The following is an 18,874-nucleotide window of genomic DNA, read 5'->3' on the forward strand; positions in this document are numbered from 1 at the left end:
CGCAGAAAACAGTTACATTTAGAAACGCCCAAGCGGTTCTTTTCACTCCCCGAAAGGGATTTCAACAAGTGGCATCATGATGAAAAAAACATTACTTGCAGCCGGTGCAGTGCTCGCGCTTTCTTCGACTTTCACGGCAAACGCAGCCGAAACGACCAAACCAGAGTATGTCTCTGACTGGTGGCATCAGAGCGTCAACGTGGTAGGCAGCTACCACACCCGCTTTGGACCGAAAATCAATAATGACGTTTACCTGGAATATGAAGCGTTCGCCAAGAAAGATTGGTTCGACTTCTACGGCTATATCGATATCCCAAAAACCTTCGGTGCGGGTAACGGTAACGACAAAGGCATTTGGGATGACGGTTCACGTATGTTCATGGAGATTGAACCGCGCTTCTCTATCGACAAGCTGACTGGCACTAGCCTGGCTTTCGGTCCGTTTAAAGAATGGTACTTCGCCAACAACTATATCTACGATATGGGTGCGCACGGAGATGATGCAAGTAAGCAGAACACCTGGTATATGGGTCTGGGTACCGATATCGACACCGGTTTGCCAATGAGCCTGTCCCTGAACGTGTATGCGAAATACCAGTGGCAGAACTACGGTGCCGCGAACGAAAACGAGTGGGATGGTTACCGCTTCAAGGTGAAATACTTTGTGCCAATCACCCAACTGTGGGGCGGCCAGCTGAGCTACATCGGCTTCACCAACTTTGACTGGGGTTCAGACCTGGGTAACGAAGACTTCCGTGACCTGAACGGCAAGAAAGCGCGTACCAATAACTCCATCGCGTCCAGCCACATTCTGGCGCTGAACTACGATCACTGGCATTACTCGGTGGTCGCACGTTACTGGCACAACGGCGGTCAGTGGAACGACGATGCAAGCCTGAACTTCGGTGACGGTAACTTCAACGTCCGCTCCACCGGTTGGGGTGGCTACCTGGTTGTCGGTTATAACTTCTGATGTTGAAACGCCCGGCGGCGCAAGTTTGCCGGGCCTACACCGTGCTCGATTGTAAGCCCGGTAAGCGCAGTGCCACCGGGCAATTAACGACTTACGACTTACATGATAACGCTCTGATCGGGTCCAGCAACCACGGCCGCAAATATCCCACCGTGTTTGAGAACGGCAATACCCATTCCGGTAAACGAATCCCAACGTATTTTTCAATGAAAGCCCGTCTCGCCTGCACCCTCGCCCACAGCTGCGGATAATCCACCGCCAACTGCTGACGCAGCGATTCGTCTGCCAGCGCCACCGTATCTTCGATGCTTGCCCCTGCGTATCCCGCCCGGGAAGGAATAATATCGATTTGCAACAGCATGCCGCTGGCTAGTGGAATATCAGACCCCGCCGACACCGGCGAACACAGCCACTCTTCATCTGCCACCAGATGCCCTGGATTCAGGTGCCAGCGATAGTCCGCCTTCGGCAGTACATCTTCAATCAGCTGATACAACTCGCCGCCGGTCATTCCCGGGCGAATGTTTTCCAGCCACGCGACCACCGCGCGGAAATACGGGATCGCGACCACATCCAGATAATCACTGACCGCATCCGGCAGCTGCCCGGCATTTTCAACCACGTAGGCCGCACGACTGCTGAGCCCGCCCTTAAAACTGGTGGTCAGCGAAAATTTATCCCCCAGCTGCACCGTTTTATCACCCGGATAAAGATTCGCATGGGCGAAACGATCGCCGGTGGCAGCAATGGACACTACGTTGTGCGGCTGGCCATCGGCGGCGAGCAGGCTGGCAATCTCCTTTTCCGTTTTGCCCGGCGCGACCGCATTCAGCGCCCGAAGTATCGCCGTTGACGCCAGATTGGCGCCGTATTCATAATGCGCTAACTCATTGGCATTATTGATAACCCGCGCGCCATACGCCGGGGAAATAAACACGCCGGTGGCATTGTGCAGTTCTGCCCTGGGCGCAGCCTCACGAACTGCATCAACGATAAACGACGGGATATCGAACATCTGCCGCGTGTTGTCGCTTAGACCAGTGAACAGCTTCCAGCCCGCCAAACCCAGCGTTTTATCCCCGGTAATACCGGCGTGTTGTAGAACCTCGTGAAGGGGCTGAGCGGTGTCCATCGGCTGATTCGGCAAAGAGAACCATGGTGCATGCAGCACGCGGTTTTTCAGCCGCGCGTGCGGCGCCAGCTTGAGGTTTTCGTTGCCGAGAACCAGCCCCGCCTCACCATCCTGATGCAACACCAGCAGCGCCTCTTCAAAGCGCGGAATAAAGCCGGTGAGATATTCAAAGTTTCCGCCATGCTCTTTGTCGGCGTAGACAATCAGCGTGTCCACCCCCTGTTGGCGCATCCGGTCCAGCACGCGCGCTTTACGCCCGGCAAGTGTGGCGTCATTTAGGGTAACGGAAGGCAGGTTCGTCCAGCACGGTGGCTGAGGCATCGGCTGCAGTGAAACGGAGGGTGTGGTAGTCATTTCTGTAGCGTCCTTTAAACAGAGATTATCTGTTCACCCTACCGGAAACGCGGATTTTTGGCATAAAAAAATCCCGGCCATTTGACCGGGATTCGATTTTGCAGAGCTGAACTTACGGCAGAATATTAGGCTGATCGGCGCCTTCTTTTTCCACTTTCTGTTGCAGCAGGTGCTCGCGACGCATCCCGAGTTTCAGCGCCAGCGCGGAAGCGACGTAGATGGACGACGCCGTACCGATGGTAACACCGATAAGCATGGTCAGCGAGAAGCCTTTCAGCATCGCACCACCGAACAGGAACAGCATCAGGATAACCATCAAGGTGGTACCGGATGTGATCAACGTACGGTGCAGCGTCTGGGTCAGGGACACGTTAAAGATTTCGTAAGGCGTACCGCGACGAATTTTGCGGAAGTTTTCACGAATACGATCCGATACCACGATGCTGTCGTTCAGCGAGTAGCCGATAACCGACATCAGTGACGCAACGATGGTCAAATCGACTTCAATCTGGAACAGCGACAGAATGCCCATGGTGATCACCACGTCGTGCGCCAGCGAGATAACCACACCCGCCGCCAGACGCCACTCGAAGCGGAATCCGACGTACACGAGGATAGAGATAAGCGCCACCAACAGCGCCATCGCGCCGTTAGTTGCCAGGTCAGCCCCGACGCTTGGCCCCACAAACTCGATGCGCTTTACAGCAGCATGTTGGTTAGTGGTTTCGTTAATCACGCTCAACACCTTGCTGCCCAGCTCCTGACCGCCGGTTTCCCCTTTGGCCGGTGGCATACGCACCATGATGTCGCGGCTGCTGCCGAAGTTCTGCAGCAGTGGATCGGCAAAGCCTGCTTTTTCCAGCGCGTCACGCATCTGGTCCATATCGGCCGGTTGTTCGAGGCTGATCTCAATGACGGTACCGCCGGTGAAATCCAGACCCCAGTTAAAACCACGGACGCCGATAATGATGATGGAAGCCACCAGCAGCAGGCCAGAGATGCCAAAGGCCCAGTAGTCCCAGCGCATAAAGTCATGGACTTTACGGCCGTGGTTCAATTGTTCAACAGTATATTCCTGTGCCACAACGCACTCCTCAGATAGACAGCTTGTTGATGCGTTTGCCGCCGTACAACAGGTTTACGATGGCACGGGTGCCGACGATCGCGGTAAACATGGAAGTCGCCACACCGATACCGGTAGTGATAGCGAAGCCTTTAATAGCGCCAGTACCGACCGCGTACAGGATGATAACTTTGATAAGCGTTGTAACGTTCGCATCGAAAATCGAGCTAAACGCGCCGCGATAACCTTCGTCAATCGCCTGCTGAATAGAACGTCCGTTGCTGATTTCTTCCTTAATACGTTCGTTAATCAGAACGTTGGCATCGACCGCTACGGCAAGGGTTAACACAATACCCGCAATCCCCGGCATGGTCAGCGTGGCCCCCGGCAGCAGCGACATGATACCGACAATCATGACCAGGTTCATAATCAGCGCAGAGGTCGCGATCAGACCAAACTTCTTATAGAAGAAGATCATGAAGATGATGGAGATAGCCAGACCCGCCAGACACGCTTCCAGACCTTGCTGAATATTCTGCATACCCAGGGTTGGACCGATGGTACGTTCTTCAACAATCTGAATCGGAGCAATCAGCGCACCGGCACGCAGCAGCAGCGAGAGCTGACGCGCTTCGTTAGGGTTGCTGATACCAGTAATACGGAAGCTGTTACCGAGGCGAGACTGGATGTTGGCGATGTTAATCACCTCTTCCTCTTTCACCAGAACGGCACGGCCTTTCGCGTCTTTCTTACCGCTGTCTTTGTACTCCACGAACAGGGTTGCCATCGGTTTACCGATGTTATCCTTGGTGAAGTTAGACATGATGTTGCCACCCGCGCTATCAAGCGAGATGTTAACTTGCGGCTGATTGTATTCATCCTGGTTCGAAGTGGAATCGGTGATGTGGTCACCGGTCAGGATAACACGCTTGTACAGCACAACCGGCTGGCCTTCACGAGTATCTTTCACTTCGGAATCGCCCGGTACGCGGCCAGATGCGGCAGCGGACTGATCGACGGAGGTATTCACCAGACGGAATTCCAGGGTTGCGGTTGCGCCAAGAATTTCTTTCGCACGCGCCGTGTCCTGAATACCAGGCAGTTCAACCACAATACGGTCAGCACCCTGACGCTGAACCAGAGGTTCGGCAACGCCAAGCTGGTTAACACGGTTACGCAGGATGTTGATGTTCTGCTGAACAGCGTACTCACGCGCTTCATTCAGACGCGCATCGGTCATCACCGCACGCAGCTGGTTGCTGCCCTGCTTAGAGAGAACCAGGTCGCGATGACGCGGAGCCAGATAATCAATCGCCTGATTGCGCGCCGCGTCGTCGCGGAACGTAATGCTCAGACCATAGTTATCTTCTTTACGAACGGTAGTGTAGGCGATGCCTTTTTCACGCAGGTCACTGCGCAGGCCATCAATGTTTTGTTCCTGCAATTTACCGAGCGCGGTATCCATATCCACTTCCATCAGGAAGTGCACGCCGCCACGCAGATCAAGACCGAGTTTCATCGGCTCTGCGGAAATCGACGCTAACCAGCGCGGGGTTGCCGGAGCAAGGTTTAACGCCACGACGTACTTGTCACCCAGCACGCTCATCAGCGCTTCGCGCGCGCGCAGCTGGATGTCAGTGGAGTCGAAGCGAGCAAGAATTGCGCCCTCTTCCAGTGCCACAGACTTAGCGGTAATTTTTTCTTCTTTTAAGGTGTTCTGGACCTGGATCAGCGTTTGCTCACTGGCGGCGACGCCGCGCGCGCCAGTGATTTGAACAGCCGGATCCTCACCATACAGGTTGGGAAGTGCGTAAAGCAGGCCGACGACAAACACGACGACCAGCATAATGTACTTCCACAAAGGATAACGGTTTAACACGGCAGTTCCCTTTGGGAAAACAGTAGATTACAGCGCCTTCATGGTGCCTTTCGGCAGAACGGCAGCTACGAAGTCACGTTTGATAACCACTTCAGTGGTGTCGTTCAGCGCGATAGCAATGTAGCCAGCTTCAGCTACTTTGGTTACGCGACCAACCAGACCACCGTTAGTCAGCACTTCATCGCCTTTGGCAATGGAGTCCATCAGCTTTTTATGGTCTTTGGTGCGCTTCTGCTGTGGGCGCAGGATCATGAAATAGAAGATCAGACCAAACACGACCAGCATGCCCACCAGCTGGATAGTTTGACCACCTCCAGCCTGAGCACCAGAAGCGGCTACCGCATCAGAAATAAAAAAGCTCATTGAATTTCCCTCATTATTAAAATTAATCAACGTTCAACGGTGGAACATCTCGACCCTGACGTTGGTAAAACTCCGTCACAAAGCTCTCTAATTTACCCTCTTCGATAGCCTTGCGTAAACCAGCCATTAAGCGCTGATAGTAGCGAAGATTATGGATGGTATTAAGACGCGCGCCCAAAATCTCATTGCAACGGTCAAGATGATGCAAATAAGCGCGTGAATAATGTCGACAGGTGTAGCAATCACACTCAGCATCGAGCGTGCTGGTGTCACTTTTATGCTTCGCATTACGAATTTTCACCACGCCATCGGTCACAAACAGGTGCCCGTTTCGGGCATTACGCGTTGGCATCACGCAGTCGAACATGTCGATACCGCGACGCACGCCTTCAACCAGATCTTCCGGTTTGCCCACACCCATCAGGTATCGTGGTTTGTCTGCCGGGATTTGTGGACACACATGTTCCAGAATGCGGTGCATGTCTTCCTTCGGCTCACCGACAGCCAGGCCGCCGACAGCGTAGCCATCAAAGCCAATCTCCACCAGACCTTTGACCGAGATATCACGTAAATCTTCGTAAACGCTGCCCTGAATAATGCCAAACAGTGCGTTCTTATTATTCAGAGAATCAAAGCGGTCACGGCTACGTTTTGCCCAACGCAGGGACATTTCCATCGAGCGCTTGGCATAATCCCAGTCCGCCGGATACGGCGTACATTCGTCGAAGATCATCACGATGTCGGAACCAAGATCGTTCTGAATCTCCATGGATTTTTCCGGATCGAGGAAAATCGGATCGCCGTTGATCGGGTTACGGAAGTGAACGCCCGCTTCGGTGATCTTACGGATATCGCCCAGGCTGAAGACCTGGAAGCCGCCGGAATCGGTAAGGATCGGCCCTTTCCACTGCATGAAGTCGTGCAGATCGCCGTGCAGCTTCATGATCTCCTGACCCGGACGCAGCCACAGGTGGAAGGTGTTGCCGAGAATGATTTGCGCGCCGGTTTCTTCAACTTCTTCCGGCGTCATCCCTTTTACGGTGCCGTAAGTGCCGACGGGCATAAATGCAGGCGTTTCGACAACGCCACGTTCGAAGACCAGGCGGCCGCGGCGTGCGCGTCCGTCGGTAGTATCCAGTTCAAATTTCATTATTGCTCCTGCGTCAGAAAGACAGTCTGACGTATAAAACCCTGCGCCGCGGAATTATTCCCCAACACGTTCTTGAATAGCCGACGGATTGTACGTGATGTACATGGCATCCCCGTAGCTAAAAAAGCGATATTTTTGTTCTACCGCAGACTTGTAGGCGTTCATCGTGTTTTGATAACCGGCAAAAGCCGACACCAGCATGATGAGGGTTGACTCCGGCAGGTGGAAATTAGTCACCAGCGCATCAATCACGTTGTACTGATAGCCTGGGTAGATAAAGATTTGCGTGTCGCCGAAGAATGGCTCAATCAGGTCCGTTTTCGCTGCCTGCGCTGCGCTCTCCAGAGAACGCACAGAAGTCGTGCCCACCGCGACCACTTTGCTACCACGCGCTTTCGCCGCCAACACCGCATCGACAACATCCTGTGGCACTTCCGCATATTCGGAGTGCATGATGTGATCTTCAATGGTGTCAACCCGCACCGGCTGGAAGGTTCCCGCGCCGACGTGCAGCGTCACAAACGCCATCTCGATACCTTTCTCACGCAGTTTCGCCAGCAGCGGCTCGTCAAAGTGCAGGCCCGCGGTCGGGGCCGCAACAGCGCCAGGCTTCTGGCTGTAGACGGTCTGATACAGCTCGCGATCTGCGTCTTCGTCCGGACGGTCGATATAGGGCGGCAACGGCATGTGGCCGATAGCGTTGAGAATATCCAGCACCGGGCGCTCATCGTTAAACTGCACTTCAAACAGCGCATCGTGACGCGCCACCATGGTGGCATTAATACTTTCATCGTCGCCGAGCAGCAGTTCAGCCCCCGGCTTCGGCGCTTTGGAAGCGCGAATATGTGCCAGAATACGTTTATCATCGAGCATACGCTCAACCAGCACTTCAATCTTGCCGCCGCTGGCTTTACGACCAAACAGGCGCGCCGGGATCACGCGGGTATTGTTAAAGACCAGCAGATCTCCAGGGTTGAGCCTGGTGAGCAAATCGGTGAAAGTACCGTGCGTCAGCGCGCCCGTGGGCCCATCCAGCGACAGCAAGCGGCAGCCACTGCGCTCCGGCTGTGGGTAGTGAGCAATCAGGGATTCGGGCAGTTCAAAAGAAAAATCGGCGACGCGCATGACGGTAACTCGAGACATAATAAAGAGGCGGGTAGTCTAGTGGCAGGCTGCTTTGGCTGCAACCTGTAAGCCTTAAATACGGATAACGCATAACATGAATTTTCTGGCCCACCTGCACCTCGCACACCTCGCCGACAGCTCCTTGCCCGGCAATTTGCTGGCCGATTTTGTGCGCGGCAACCCGGATGACACCTACGAATCGGCGATTGTCAGCGGCATTCATATGCACCGCCGGGTCGATGTGCTGACTGATAATCTGCCGGAAGTGAAGAGCGCGAAAGCGTGGTTTCGCCCCGAAACCCGCCGCGTGGCGCCGATTACGCTCGACGTGATGTGGGATCATTTCCTTTCCCGCGACTGGGCAAAACTGTCGCCGGAAATCTCTCTGCCGGATTTCGTGCGCTACGCACAAACTCAGGTCACACAAATTCTGCCGGAATCACCGCCGCGTTTCGTTAATCTGAATGATTATTTATGGTCAGAGCGTTGGCTGGAACGTTATGCCGACATGGATTTTATACAAAATGTGCTGAACGGGATGGCTAATCGCCGCCCTCGACTCGATGCCTTGCGCGATTCCTGGTTGGATTTGGACGCGCATTACGCACAGTTAGAAGACACATTTTGGGCGTTTTACCCACGCATGATGGCGCAGGCCAAGGCGCGGGAACTATAAAACTTGCGCTTTGTCACAGAATCGCTAAGCTGAAACAGTTGTTCATATTATAATTGATAGGTAAAACCTGTCTCAACGATTGTCAGCTTCTCATTGAGTCACCTGCTTCCTCTCCCTATACTGGCCCGCGTTGCGTTCCATTAACCTTATAAATGTAGAGGAGAACCTCATGGTTCTGGTAACTCGTCCTGCTCCTGATTTTACTGCCGCTGCTGTACTGGGTAACGGCGAAATCGTTGATAACTTCAACTTCAAACAGCACACCAACGGTAAAGCTACCGTTCTGTTCTTCTGGCCGATGGACTTCACCTTCGTATGCCCGTCTGAACTGATCGCTTTCGATAAGCGTTACGAAGAATTCCAGAAACGCGGCGTAGAAGTGGTTGGCGTTTCCTTTGACTCCGAGTTTGTCCATAACGCATGGCGCAACACCCCTGTCGACAAAGGCGGCATCGGTGCAGTGAAATACGCAATGGTTGCGGACATCAAACGTGAAATCCAGCAGGCTTACGGTATCGAACATCCGGACGCTGGCGTTGCTCTGCGTGGTTCTTTCCTGATCGACGCTAACGGCATCGTACGTCACCAGGTTGTGAACGATCTGCCACTGGGTCGTAACATCGACGAAATGCTGCGCATGGTTGACGCGCTGCAGTTCCACGAAGAGCACGGCGAAGTGTGCCCAGCTCAGTGGGAAAAAGGGAAAGAAGGCATGAACGCGTCTCCAGCAGGCGTGGCTAAGTACCTGACTGAAAACGTCACCAGCCTGTAATCGGCTCGTTTCGTCAAAAAGCCTGCTGAAATAGCAGGCTTTTTTGTTTTTCGTGCCCCATCCTGAGACGTGTTAATTACCAAACCACACACTGGCAGAAATGGCTGGTAGCGACAGCACATCATCATGCAGCGTGCCTTTGCCCTCTTTCAGCAGCCACTCTTTCACCGCCAGTAACGGGGTCGCTTCCAGCACCACTTCGCACGGTTCGCCGCGATTAATCGCCACCAGCACCCGCTGCTGCTTCAGCACCCGAACAAACACTACGACGTTGTCTTCGGCGTAAATCACCTGACAGCCGCCGTGGCGCAGGGCCTGCGTCCGGTGACGCAGTTTGGTCATACGCTGATACAACGCCAGCAAGTCACCGTCCTGCTGCGCTTTATCCCACGGGAACGGCTTGCGGCAGAACGGATCGTTGTTGCCGTCCAGCCCCACTTCGTCGCCGTAATAAATACACGGCACACCCGGCCAGGTGAACAGCCACACCACCGCCAGCGGCAGGCGTGCCACGTCCTTACCGAGCAGCGATTTAAAGCGCGCGGTATCGTGGCTGTCGAGCTGATTAAACATCCGCAGCTGCTGCTGATGCGACAGGCTGGCGCGGTAGTTATCCATCCACGCCATACAGGTTTGGGCGTCGATCATCTGCGGATCGTAGGAAATATCGGTGTTGGCGAGGAAACCCCACAGCGGGAAAGTAAAGCCGCGATAGTTCATTGCCGCGTCTTCCGCATCGGCCTGCAGCCACTGGCGAGCGTCGCCAAAATGTTCGCCAAGCACGTAGGCTTCGGGCTGGGTCTCTTTCGCCGCTTTGGTGATGCCCGCGATGTGCTGCAAATTGTTCCGCGCCCCGCCCGCCTCGCCGAGCATATGCACCACGTCGAGCCGCCAGCCATCCATGCTCCATGGCGCTTTCAGCCAGTGGCGCACGATGCTGTCTTCGCCGCGATACACTTCGTTAATCAGCGTCTCCGAGCTGAAATCCAGCTTCGGCAGGCTGGCGTAACCGAGCCAGTCCAGCGCCTGCCCTTCGTCAGAAAAACTGTACCAATCGCGCCAGTGAGAAGACGGATTGTGGCACGCGCCGTCGGTGCCGCGATTGTGTCGGTCGAACCAGGCATGCGAATCGCCGCTGTGATTAAACACGCCGTCGAGGATCAGACGCATCCCTTCCCGGCGCGTATTGTGCCGCAGACGCAGCAACGCCTGATCACCGCCAAACTGCGGATCCACGTGACGATAATCTTCGGTGTCATATTTATGCACGCTGGGCGCGACAAATACCGGATTGAGGTACAGCGCGGTGACACCAAGCTTTTTGAGGTACGGCAGCTTTTCGCTAATCCCGTCCAGATCGCCGCCGTAAAACGTCGATCCGCCCGCCTCCGCCGTTAACGGTTCATCCCAGTCGCGCAGGACGATTTCGCGCCCGGCCGCGTGATGATAATAAACGTTATCCTGTTCGGCATTGCGCGGTTCGGTGCGGGAAAAACGGTCGGGAAAAATCTGATAGAACACCTGATCGGCAACCCACTGCGGGCCGTTATCCGGTACATCGACCGCAAACTGCTCCAGACGCGCCGGAGGAAAACGACTAAAACCCTGCGGCGTAAACCAGCGCTGGCGGTTTTCCCACAACAGTTTAAAGCTGTAGCGGCGGCGCGACTGGCCGTTGCTTAAATCGATTTCCGCACGCCAGGCGGTAATGCCGGGATGCGGTTCACTGCGCAGACGATGCATCGGCAGCGCAATTTCCTCATTGTCTTCCTCTGCCCGTAATGTGACCCGCAGCGGCGCCATTTCACCGCTCAGCCACAGCGTAATCACCAGTCGGTCCTGCTGCTGTTTCAGGAACGGTGCAACAGGAAGATGCCATGCCTTCAACATCGTCATTCCCCTTTGTTCAAAATGCGTTCACCTTGCCACAGTCAGGCAGCGTCCGACTCATCATTATGATGTTTATTGGGGGAGGATGCCGGAGGATGAGATCGAAGAATAGCGGAATTTCCCGCAGTACGAGCGCACAAATCGACCAGAGGTAAGGCTCCTTCCTTACAAAAATTTACGATACACTGCTTGTTACTCAGTTGTTATAAAAGAGACGCGCTGTGCCCAATTTCGATTTGCAGGACCTGTATGCCTTCAGGGCATTATGCGAACATGGCAGCTTTCGCTTTGCTGCGGAAGCCATATGCATCTCACAATCCGCACTCAGCCGTCGGATAGAAAAACTCGAATCGGCACTCGGCGTGCGCCTGTTTGATCGCACTACCCGTCGCGTCACCTTGACGCAGGTCGGGCGAACCTTCGCCCCGCGCGCCCGGCAACTGCTGAGCGACTTTGAAGACGCGCTAACCGGTATCAGTGACCCGATGTTTTACGCCAGCGGCGTCGTCACCGTGGCCTGTATCCCTTCTGCTGCCTACTATTTCATGCCAAAAGTGATCGCTCACTTCCGCAGTCGTTTTGCCAAAGCACGCATCAAACTGGTGGATACCAGCGCCGGGAATGTCTACGCCGCCGTCCACAACCGACAGGCCGATTTTGGCCTGAGCTTTCTCTCCCGCGAAGAATCAGACCTGACGTTTATGCCGTTGGTGGACGAAACTTACCGGCTGGTGTGTCGCCAGGACCATCCGTTCGCACAGCTTTCCTCCCTGAGCTGGCAGGACTTTTTTAACGCCGATTACATCTGGCTGAGCAAATCATCCGGAAACCGCCATTTACTCGATCAGGCATTAGGCGACATCACTGTTCGCCGCCCTGCGGTGTGTGAAACGCGCCACGTCACCACTATGATTGGCATGGTCGAAGCCGGGCTTGGCGTTGCCGCCGTGCCATCCATGGCATTTCCTGAAGGCGGTCACCCGTTACTGCTGCAAAAACCGCTGATTGAGCCGGTGATCAAACGTCAGGTGGGGTTGATCAAGAAAGCGGGAACCACGCTGTCACCGCTGGCAGGCGAGCTGGAAACGATCATTACTGGCTTATTTCAGCCTTAGCCATTAGCGGATCCAGCCCCGTTTCACGGACGGCAGCCTGTGCGTTCGGCGACGCTAAATAGCGCAGGAGCTGGCGGGCATGCTCCTGATGCGCCGCGCCATCAACGACGCCGCCCGAAAAGCGTGTCACGTACTGTACGGGTTCAGGAATGCGCCCGACAAACTCGGCCCCTTTCTCCGGCAGCAACTCACTCACCTGCTGCAAACCGACGGCGTAATCGCCTTTTGCCACCATCGAGGCGACTGGCGTTTTCTCGATCATTTTCGCCTTCGACTTCACCTCATCAGTCATTCCCAAACGCTTGAACAGTTCCGACTGCACATAGCGCCCGCTGGCGCTGTCGGAATACGCGATAGATTTGGCGTTCAGCAGCGTGGCTTTCAGCGCCGCCACAGTACTGATATCCGGCGCCTTCGCGCCTGCGCGAACCACCAGGCCAATGCGCGAATCAGCCAATTCAGTCCGGCTGCCTGCGGCAATTTTTCCGTCCTGCTGCAGTTTATCCAACGCGTAACCGACCATGATCACCGCGTCCGCAGGTTGTCCCGCCGTCAGCCGCTGGGGAATGGCATCGGCGGAATTCCCCATCGACGGACCATGAACAATGCGGATCGTATCGCCGGTTTTGGCCTCGTATTGCGGGGCGAGTTTATCGAGCGCGGCAGAAAACCCGCCGGAAATCATCACCGTAATCTCTTCGGCCTGTACCCCGAGGCTGATATTTCCTGCGATGATCATCGCTATCCAGAGTGTCCGACGTTTCATCGCGCGGCTCCATGATTGAATGATTTAGGGGAATGCGTGGCGTGCCCTGACGCGCGATGGTAGAGGTACAGCGTGGCGAGCAGTGCACAGACGGCGGCGAAACTCATCCAGTAGCCGGGAGCCGCTTTGTCACCGGTGAAGTGAATCAGCGCAGTCGATACCGCAGGCGTGAAGCCACCGAAAATGGCGGTCGCCAGGCTATACGCCAGTGAGAAACCGGCCACCCGCACTTCAGCGGGCATGATTTCGGTCAGCGCCGGGATCATCGCCCCGTTATAGAGGCCATAAATAAATGACAACCACAGCAGCACCGCCAGCATCATGCCGAAACTCGGGGCATGCGCGAGGATCGAGAGCACTGGCCAACTGGTGAAAATCGCCAGCAGCGTCATCGCAATCAGCACCGGCTTACGGCCAAATCGGTCAGAAATAGCCCCGCCAATCGGCAGCCAGATGAAGTTTGAAATCGCCACCAACAGCGTCACCAGCAGGCTGTCGGAGGAGCTCAGCAGCAGGACTTTTTTACCAAACGTTGGCGCATAGACGGTTATCAGGTAGAACGCGGTGGTGGTCATCGCCACCATCAACATCCCCGCCACCACCACGCGCCAGTTCACCATCAAGGTTTTCATCGCCTCGTTCAGTGGCAGATGCTCCTTGCGTGAGGCATAGGCTTCCGTTTCCGCCAGCTGGCGACGGAGAACAAAAATGAGAGGCACTATCAGGCAGCCGACGACAAACGGAATGCGCCAACCCCAGTCATGCAACGCCCCGGCGTCCATAAATTCGTTGAGAATAAACCCGAGCGAGGCTGCCACCATGATCGACACCTGCTGACTACCGGACTGCCAGCTGGTGTAGAAGCCTTTGCGACCCGGCGTGGCGATTTCAGCCAGATACACCGACACCCCACCAAGCTCTGCGCCCGCAGAAAAGCCCTGTAACAGACGGCCGCACAGCACCAGGAACGGCGCCCACAGGCCAATCGTCTGATAACCTGGGATCAGCACAATCATAAAGGTACCCGCCGCCATGATAGACAGCGTGACGATAAGCCCTTTGCGGCGACCGACTTTATCAATCCACGCCCCGAGCACCACGGCGCCAATTGGGCGTATTAAAAACCCGGCGCCGAACACGGCAAAGGTCATCATTAACGATGCGAATTCGCTTTCAGCAGGGAAAAAGGTGTGGGCGATGTAGGTGGCGTAAAAGCCGAACAGGAAGAAGTCGAACTGTTCCAGAAAGTTTCCCGACGTGACGCGCAAAATTGCCATAGCCTTTGCGCGGAACGACGCTTTGTCAGCAGAATAAGGCATCTCGCCCTCCGTAGTTAACATGAAAGCTAACACATTTAACTTTTCATCAACCTTGAGAGTGCGTGATTTCAGAGGTCAGAATAAGTGCATTTACTGCATTGATTCATGAGCCTCACGCATGAATCCAGCGTCACGTCAGCCTGGCGGCGGCGGCGGGCCAATTCAGGAGTCTCCGGGTCGGTCAGCCAGGATGTCTGTTCCGTGAACAGTGCCACATTTATCAGTCATGTCATTTCATCTCATCTCATCACACTGAATACAGAAATGACGAAGTTTACGCGTAGTTCCGGCAGAAAAGGTAATCTGCCTATATAGTTAACATTATGAGCGATAAGGAATATTGCTGACCACATCCGTATCTGACATGACAAATCTGGGTGAATGTATGCGTACAACGCTGTTATCAGCATTGATCATTGCTCTCGGAGGTTTCTCCAGCGCAACGTTTGGAAAAGCAGGCACCGTTAAAACGAATAGCGAAAAATCCGACGATGATCCTACCCGAGTAACAACACAGGTGGGGGTGTCCTGGTCCGATGATTATGACTTTGATGACAGCGATGTAACGTTTTCTGGGTCTCTTGCGCTGGATGACGCCCGTAAAATCAACGCCAGGATCAACAGTGATGCGTCTGAGTGGCGGGTCGGGGGTTCATGGCTATTTCCGATTGGTATTTTTAATTTCAATATCGGCAAGAATGATTTCTCTAACGGCGCATCACAGACCAACTACTCGATCGGCACATTCCTGCCCCTGAGCTATTTCGGCATTGAACCCGCCGGTTTCCAGATCTTCCCGATGGCAGGTTACACCTATAATACCGGTGATGCGGTAGAGTGTAGCCGTCAGGCACAGGACGCCTGCTCACATGAAGGATTTAATGGCTCACCTTCGCCTGAGAATGGTTTTGCCCCTACGGATATCTCCAGCAGCAGCGGTTATCTGGGCGCTTTTGTGCTTAAACCGTTGTCCACTCAGTGGCGGCTGATGGCGTTTATGGCAGGCTCTTATGGTTCGAAGAACGATGCCGGAGACAATTATTCTGGTTATTTTGGCGGGATAGGCGCGGGCTATTCGATCAACACTCATCGCTCTTTCAGGGCCATGACCTATATCCAGGATAACAATACCTATATCGCCGATCCCGATAAACGCTTTTTGTTAGCCTATAAATACCAGTTCTGAGGCCAGGTAAACCCAGCGGCGAATGCCGCCGGGCCTGACAATTATTGCGCGCTGGACAGTTGACGGTCGCGACGCGTTTTGAACTGCCAGCCAATCAGCAGCAGCACAATCCACGCGAAGCCAACGTACAGCGAAATGCGGGTATCCGGGTGCCAGCCAATCAGCACGATGATAAACACCAGGAACAGCAGACCGACGATGGTGGTGAACACACCGCCAGGGACTTTAAACTTCAGGTCCTTCAGCTCTTCCGCCGACAGACGACGGCGGAACGCAATCTGCGACAGCAGGATCATTATCCACACCCAGACGGTGGCGAACGTCGCCAGGGAGGCAATCACCAGGAACACGTTTTCCGGCATGATATAGTTCAGATACACCGCCAGCAGCAGCGCGACGGTCATGACCGCCACCGTCACCCACGGCACGCCGTTACGCGAGGTTTTAGCGAACACCTTCGGCGCACTGCCCTGCTCCGCCATGCCGTGCAGCATACGGCCCACGCCAAAGACGTCGGAGTTAATCGCCGACAGCGACGCGGTCAGCACCACGAAGTTCAGGATGCCAGCAGCAAACGTAATCCCCATGTGCTGAAAGGTCATCACGAACGGGCTACCGCTGGTACCGACCTGGTTCCATGGGTAAATCGACATGATCACAAACAGCGTGCCCACATAGAACACCAGGATGCGCATCGGCACGGAGTTAATCGCACGCGGAATGGAGGTCTGCGGGTCTTTCGCTTCACCGGCGGTGATACCGATGATTTCAATCCCGCCGTAGGCGAACATCACCATTTGCAGCGACATCACCATACCGAGCCAGCCATGACTGAAGAAGCCGCCGTTGCTCCACAGGTTGTGGATGCCGGTTGGCTGCCCGCCGTTGCCTATCCCCCAAATGATGATGCCGAAACCAGCGACAATCATCACGATAATGGTAGCGACTTTAAAGAACGAGAACCAGAATTCCAGCTCGCCGAAGACCTTCACGCTCATCAGGTTGATGGAGCAAATCAGTAAGACGACGCTCAGCACCCAAATCCAGTGCGGTACTGCCGGGAACCAGACGCCCATGTATATGCCAAACGCGGTGACGTCGGCGATGGCCACGATCAGGATTTCAAAACAATAGGTCCAGCCGGTGATGTAACCCGCGAGCGGGCCTAAGTTGTCCTGCGCATAGCGAGAAAACGAGCTGGCAGACGGGTTGTGCACCGACATTTCGCCAAGTGCGCGCATGATGATGTAAGCGGCAACGCCGCCAATAAGATACGCCAGCAGCACACTGGGACCGGCCATTTTGATGGCGTCTGCCGAGCCATAAAAAAGACCGGTACCAATTGCCGATCCGAGCGCCATAAAGCGGATGTGACGGGCGGTTAGCCCACGCTTTAGCTTGTTGTTGGTTTCCATAAATTCCACTGCCTGTACAAAAAACAAAACCACGGAGCCAGTGGCCCCGTGGTTAATTTCAATCCTCGCCCGCTAATTAATGCGCGCTGGAAGTCACCTGACGGCCTGCTGCGCGATCCCACCCCATTGCCAGAACGGCGGCAACGATAGTCGGCATCAGCCAGGCCAGACCTTGCTGAGACAGCGGCAGATGCGCGGTCCAGGCTGGCAGAATATCGGCGAATGCAGAGGCTTTAACACCGTCCAGCAAACCGAACACCAGGCTGATAAACATCGCCGGGGCAATCACGCGGGACGAATTATGCCACCAACTGCGGGTAAAACTTAATACCACCAGTGCGATACATGGCGGATAAATCGCTGTCAGCACCGGAATCGAAATCTGAATCAGATGGCTGAGGCCCAGATTGGACACCACCATCGAGAACAGACCGAGGATAAAGACCAGTGAACGATAAGACAGTGGCAGATACTGAGAGAAGAACTCGGCACACGCCGTGGTCAGGCCAACCGCCGTCACCATGCAGGCGATGAAAATCAACGCTGCCAGCAGGAAGCTGCCTGCACCACCAAAGGTGTGCTGAACGTAAGCGTGCAGAATAGCGGCGCCGTTGGCGTTCTGATCGACCAGCGTCGCGCTGTCTGAACCCAGACGGAACAGCGCCAGGTAGAGCAGCGTCAGGCCGACGCCCGCCATCAGGCCCGCCCAAACGGTGTAACGGGTCAGCAAACGCGCTTCAGTCACACCGCGAGAGCGAGCGGCGTTAACGATAACGATGCCGAATACCATTGCGCCAAGGGTATCCATGGTCAGGTAGCCGTTGACGAAACCGTTGGAGAACGGCGCCGTCTGGTAGGCATCCAGCGCATGGCTGATAGAGCCTGCAGGCCACATCAGCGCGGCAACCGACAGCACCACCAGAGCGATAATTTTCAGCGGCGCCAGGAAGTTACCCACTGTATCGAGCAGTTTGCCCGGATACAGCGACACCAGAATGACCAGTGCGAAATAGATAATGCTGTAGATAAGCAGCGGCAGTGGGCCGTCACCGGTCAGAGGCGCGATACCTACTTCGAAAGAAACGGTTGCCGTACGCGGCGTGGCGAACAGCGGCCCGACGGCGAGATAACACACCACCGCCAGCAGAATACCGGCCACTTTACCGATTGGCGTGCTGAGGCTGTCAACGCCACCGCCGACTTTCGCCAGTGCGACAATCGTCAAAACCGGCAGGCCAACGCCGGTTATCAGGAACCCAAAGGCCGCAGTCCAGACGTGTTCGCCAGCCTGCAAACCCACCATAGGAGGGAAAATAATGTTGCCTGCGCCAACGAACAACGCAAAGGTCATAAAGCCCAGGGCGATGATATCGCGAGATTTTAACTGATGGGTCATAAACTCTTTACTGCCTGTGGATGTGGTGTTGAAAGTAAAAACGTCGTTTTATTCCTGCGGAACAGAACAACGGTAAGAGCGAGCAAAGCAGTGGGAAATACTCCCGATAATCACGCAAGAAGAATTGTTATTGGGTTTAGCGCGCGAAAGCAGTCAGACCGCAACTGCATTAGGGGCAATTTAAACGCTTATAACGTTTTAAAGCAACAAGGGATCGCAAAACCAGAGGATTATAGCAATATCGAATAATCAGTTAGCATGATTAACCAGATATCAGAAAAACCTCTGGCTAATCATGCG

The 18,874-nt window shown here is 54.8% G+C and carries 16 protein-coding genes; 5 read left to right on the top strand and 11 right to left on the bottom strand.

The window, feature by feature from the left end:
• Nucleotides 1-79: 79 nt before the first annotated feature.
• On the top strand, nt 80-973 hold the full coding sequence (locus MUU47_RS22505) for a nucleoside-specific channel-forming protein Tsx (RefSeq protein ID WP_258990592.1): 894 nt from the start codon (nt 80-82) through the stop codon (nt 971-973).
• Between the two features lie 91 nt (nt 974-1,064).
• On the opposite strand, the gene MUU47_RS22510 is transcribed toward MUU47_RS22505, so the two are convergent.
• The 6 genes from MUU47_RS22510 to queA form a co-directional block, all read right to left on the bottom strand.
• On the bottom strand, nt 1,065-2,459 hold the full coding sequence (locus MUU47_RS22510) for a M24 family metallopeptidase (protein ID WP_258990378.1): 1,395 nt from the start codon (nt 2,457-2,459) through the stop codon (nt 1,065-1,067).
• A gap of 112 nt (nt 2,460-2,571) precedes the next feature.
• The gene (secF, locus tag MUU47_RS22515) at nt 2,572-3,543 is read right to left on the bottom strand and encodes a protein translocase subunit SecF (protein ID WP_258990379.1); all 972 of its coding nucleotides are present in this window, start codon (nt 3,541-3,543) and stop codon (nt 2,572-2,574) included.
• Nucleotides 3,544-3,553: 10 nt separating this feature from the next.
• A complete protein-coding gene (gene secD, locus MUU47_RS22520; RefSeq protein ID WP_258990380.1) occupies nt 3,554-5,401 on the bottom strand; it encodes a protein translocase subunit SecD in 1,848 nt (615 codons plus the stop codon).
• Between the two features lie 27 nt (nt 5,402-5,428).
• Nucleotides 5,429-5,764: a preprotein translocase subunit YajC gene (yajC, locus tag MUU47_RS22525; RefSeq protein ID WP_258990381.1), complete on the bottom strand. Its 336-nt coding sequence runs from the start codon at nt 5,762-5,764 to the stop codon at nt 5,429-5,431.
• 22 nt (nt 5,765-5,786) lie between these two features.
• A complete protein-coding gene (gene tgt, locus MUU47_RS22530; RefSeq protein ID WP_110511517.1) occupies nt 5,787-6,914 on the bottom strand; it encodes a tRNA guanosine(34) transglycosylase Tgt in 1,128 nt (375 codons plus the stop codon).
• Nucleotides 6,915-6,968: 54 nt separating this feature from the next.
• Entirely contained in the window at nt 6,969-8,039 is a 1,071-nt protein-coding gene (gene queA / locus MUU47_RS22535; protein ID WP_258990594.1) for a tRNA preQ1(34) S-adenosylmethionine ribosyltransferase-isomerase QueA, read from the bottom strand.
• Between the two features lie 94 nt (nt 8,040-8,133).
• Here queA and acpH point away from each other — a divergent pair, with 94 nt between their 5' ends.
• Together acpH and MUU47_RS22545 are read left to right on the top strand one after the other, a co-directional pair.
• On the top strand, nt 8,134-8,715 hold the full coding sequence (gene acpH, locus MUU47_RS22540; RefSeq protein WP_258990382.1) for an ACP phosphodiesterase: 582 nt from the start codon (nt 8,134-8,136) through the stop codon (nt 8,713-8,715).
• Between the two features lie 169 nt (nt 8,716-8,884).
• Nucleotides 8,885-9,487 carry a peroxiredoxin C gene (locus MUU47_RS22545; RefSeq protein ID WP_258990383.1) on the top strand — a complete coding sequence of 201 codons (603 nt, stop codon included), beginning with the start codon at nt 8,885-8,887 and terminating at the stop codon, nt 9,485-9,487.
• 72 nt (nt 9,488-9,559) lie between these two features.
• Here the strand turns inward: MUU47_RS22545 and malZ are convergent, their stop codons facing one another.
• Complete coding sequence (gene malZ, locus MUU47_RS22550) at nt 9,560-11,377, bottom strand: maltodextrin glucosidase (protein ID WP_258990385.1); 1,818 nt, start codon at nt 11,375-11,377, stop codon at nt 9,560-9,562.
• A gap of 221 nt (nt 11,378-11,598) precedes the next feature.
• On the opposite strand from malZ, the gene MUU47_RS22555 reads away from it, so the two are divergent.
• Nucleotides 11,599-12,492 carry a LysR family transcriptional regulator gene (locus MUU47_RS22555; protein ID WP_258990386.1) on the top strand — a complete coding sequence of 298 codons (894 nt, stop codon included), beginning with the start codon at nt 11,599-11,601 and terminating at the stop codon, nt 12,490-12,492.
• Here the strand turns inward: MUU47_RS22555 and MUU47_RS22560 are convergent.
• Nucleotides 12,470-13,258 carry a substrate-binding domain-containing protein gene (locus MUU47_RS22560; RefSeq protein ID WP_258990387.1) on the bottom strand — a complete coding sequence of 263 codons (789 nt, stop codon included), beginning with the start codon at nt 13,256-13,258 and terminating at the stop codon, nt 12,470-12,472. The two genes, MUU47_RS22555 and MUU47_RS22560, sit on opposite strands and share 23 nt — an antisense overlap.
• Nucleotides 13,255-14,577: an MFS transporter gene (locus tag MUU47_RS22565; RefSeq protein WP_258990388.1), complete on the bottom strand. Its 1,323-nt coding sequence runs from the start codon at nt 14,575-14,577 to the stop codon at nt 13,255-13,257. The genes MUU47_RS22560 and MUU47_RS22565 overlap by 4 nt, the downstream gene beginning before the upstream one ends.
• A gap of 385 nt (nt 14,578-14,962) precedes the next feature.
• Between MUU47_RS22565 and MUU47_RS22570 the strand changes: the two genes are divergently transcribed.
• Entirely contained in the window at nt 14,963-15,763 is an 801-nt protein-coding gene (locus tag MUU47_RS22570; protein WP_258990389.1) for a hypothetical protein, read from the top strand.
• 41 nt (nt 15,764-15,804) lie between these two features.
• On the opposite strand, the gene proY is transcribed toward MUU47_RS22570, so the two are convergent.
• Both proY and brnQ read right to left on the bottom strand, forming a co-directional pair.
• The gene (gene proY, locus MUU47_RS22575; protein ID WP_258990390.1) at nt 15,805-17,178 is read right to left on the bottom strand and encodes a proline-specific permease ProY; all 1,374 of its coding nucleotides are present in this window, start codon (nt 17,176-17,178) and stop codon (nt 15,805-15,807) included.
• Nucleotides 17,179-17,254: 76 nt separating this feature from the next.
• Nucleotides 17,255-18,574: a branched-chain amino acid transporter carrier protein BrnQ gene (gene brnQ, locus MUU47_RS22580; protein ID WP_258990391.1), complete on the bottom strand. Its 1,320-nt coding sequence runs from the start codon at nt 18,572-18,574 to the stop codon at nt 17,255-17,257.
• Nucleotides 18,575-18,874 lie beyond the last annotated feature (300 nt).

The sequence above is a fragment of the Scandinavium hiltneri genome (assembly GCF_024764835.1).
Taxonomy (GTDB): Bacteria; Pseudomonadota; Gammaproteobacteria; order Enterobacterales; family Enterobacteriaceae; genus Scandinavium; species Scandinavium hiltneri.

Coding starts and splice junctions, on each gene's coding strand:
- yajC (WP_258990381.1), bottom strand. CDS start 5,764: ATGAGCTTTTTTATTTCTGATGCGGTAGCCGCTTCTGGTGCTCAGGCT.
- MUU47_RS22545 (WP_258990383.1), top strand. CDS start 8,885: ATGGTTCTGGTAACTCGTCCTGCTCCTGATTTTACTGCCGCTGCTGTA.
- brnQ (WP_258990391.1), bottom strand. CDS start 18,574: ATGACCCATCAGTTAAAATCTCGCGATATCATCGCCCTGGGCTTTATG.
- malZ (WP_258990385.1), bottom strand. CDS start 11,377: ATGTTGAAGGCATGGCATCTTCCTGTTGCACCGTTCCTGAAACAGCAG.
- tgt (WP_110511517.1), bottom strand. CDS start 6,914: ATGAAATTTGAACTGGATACTACCGACGGACGCGCACGCCGCGGCCGC.
- acpH (WP_258990382.1), top strand. CDS start 8,134: ATGAATTTTCTGGCCCACCTGCACCTCGCACACCTCGCCGACAGCTCC.
- queA (WP_258990594.1), bottom strand. CDS start 8,039: ATGCGCGTCGCCGATTTTTCTTTTGAACTGCCCGAATCCCTGATTGCT.
- MUU47_RS22560 (WP_258990387.1), bottom strand. CDS start 13,258: ATGAAACGTCGGACACTCTGGATAGCGATGATCATCGCAGGAAATATC.
- MUU47_RS22565 (WP_258990388.1), bottom strand. CDS start 14,577: ATGCCTTATTCTGCTGACAAAGCGTCGTTCCGCGCAAAGGCTATGGCA.
- proY (WP_258990390.1), bottom strand. CDS start 17,178: ATGGAAACCAACAACAAGCTAAAGCGTGGGCTAACCGCCCGTCACATC.
- MUU47_RS22570 (WP_258990389.1), top strand. CDS start 14,963: ATGCGTACAACGCTGTTATCAGCATTGATCATTGCTCTCGGAGGTTTC.
- MUU47_RS22505 (WP_258990592.1), top strand. CDS start 80: ATGAAAAAAACATTACTTGCAGCCGGTGCAGTGCTCGCGCTTTCTTCG.
- MUU47_RS22510 (WP_258990378.1), bottom strand. CDS start 2,459: ATGACTACCACACCCTCCGTTTCACTGCAGCCGATGCCTCAGCCACCG.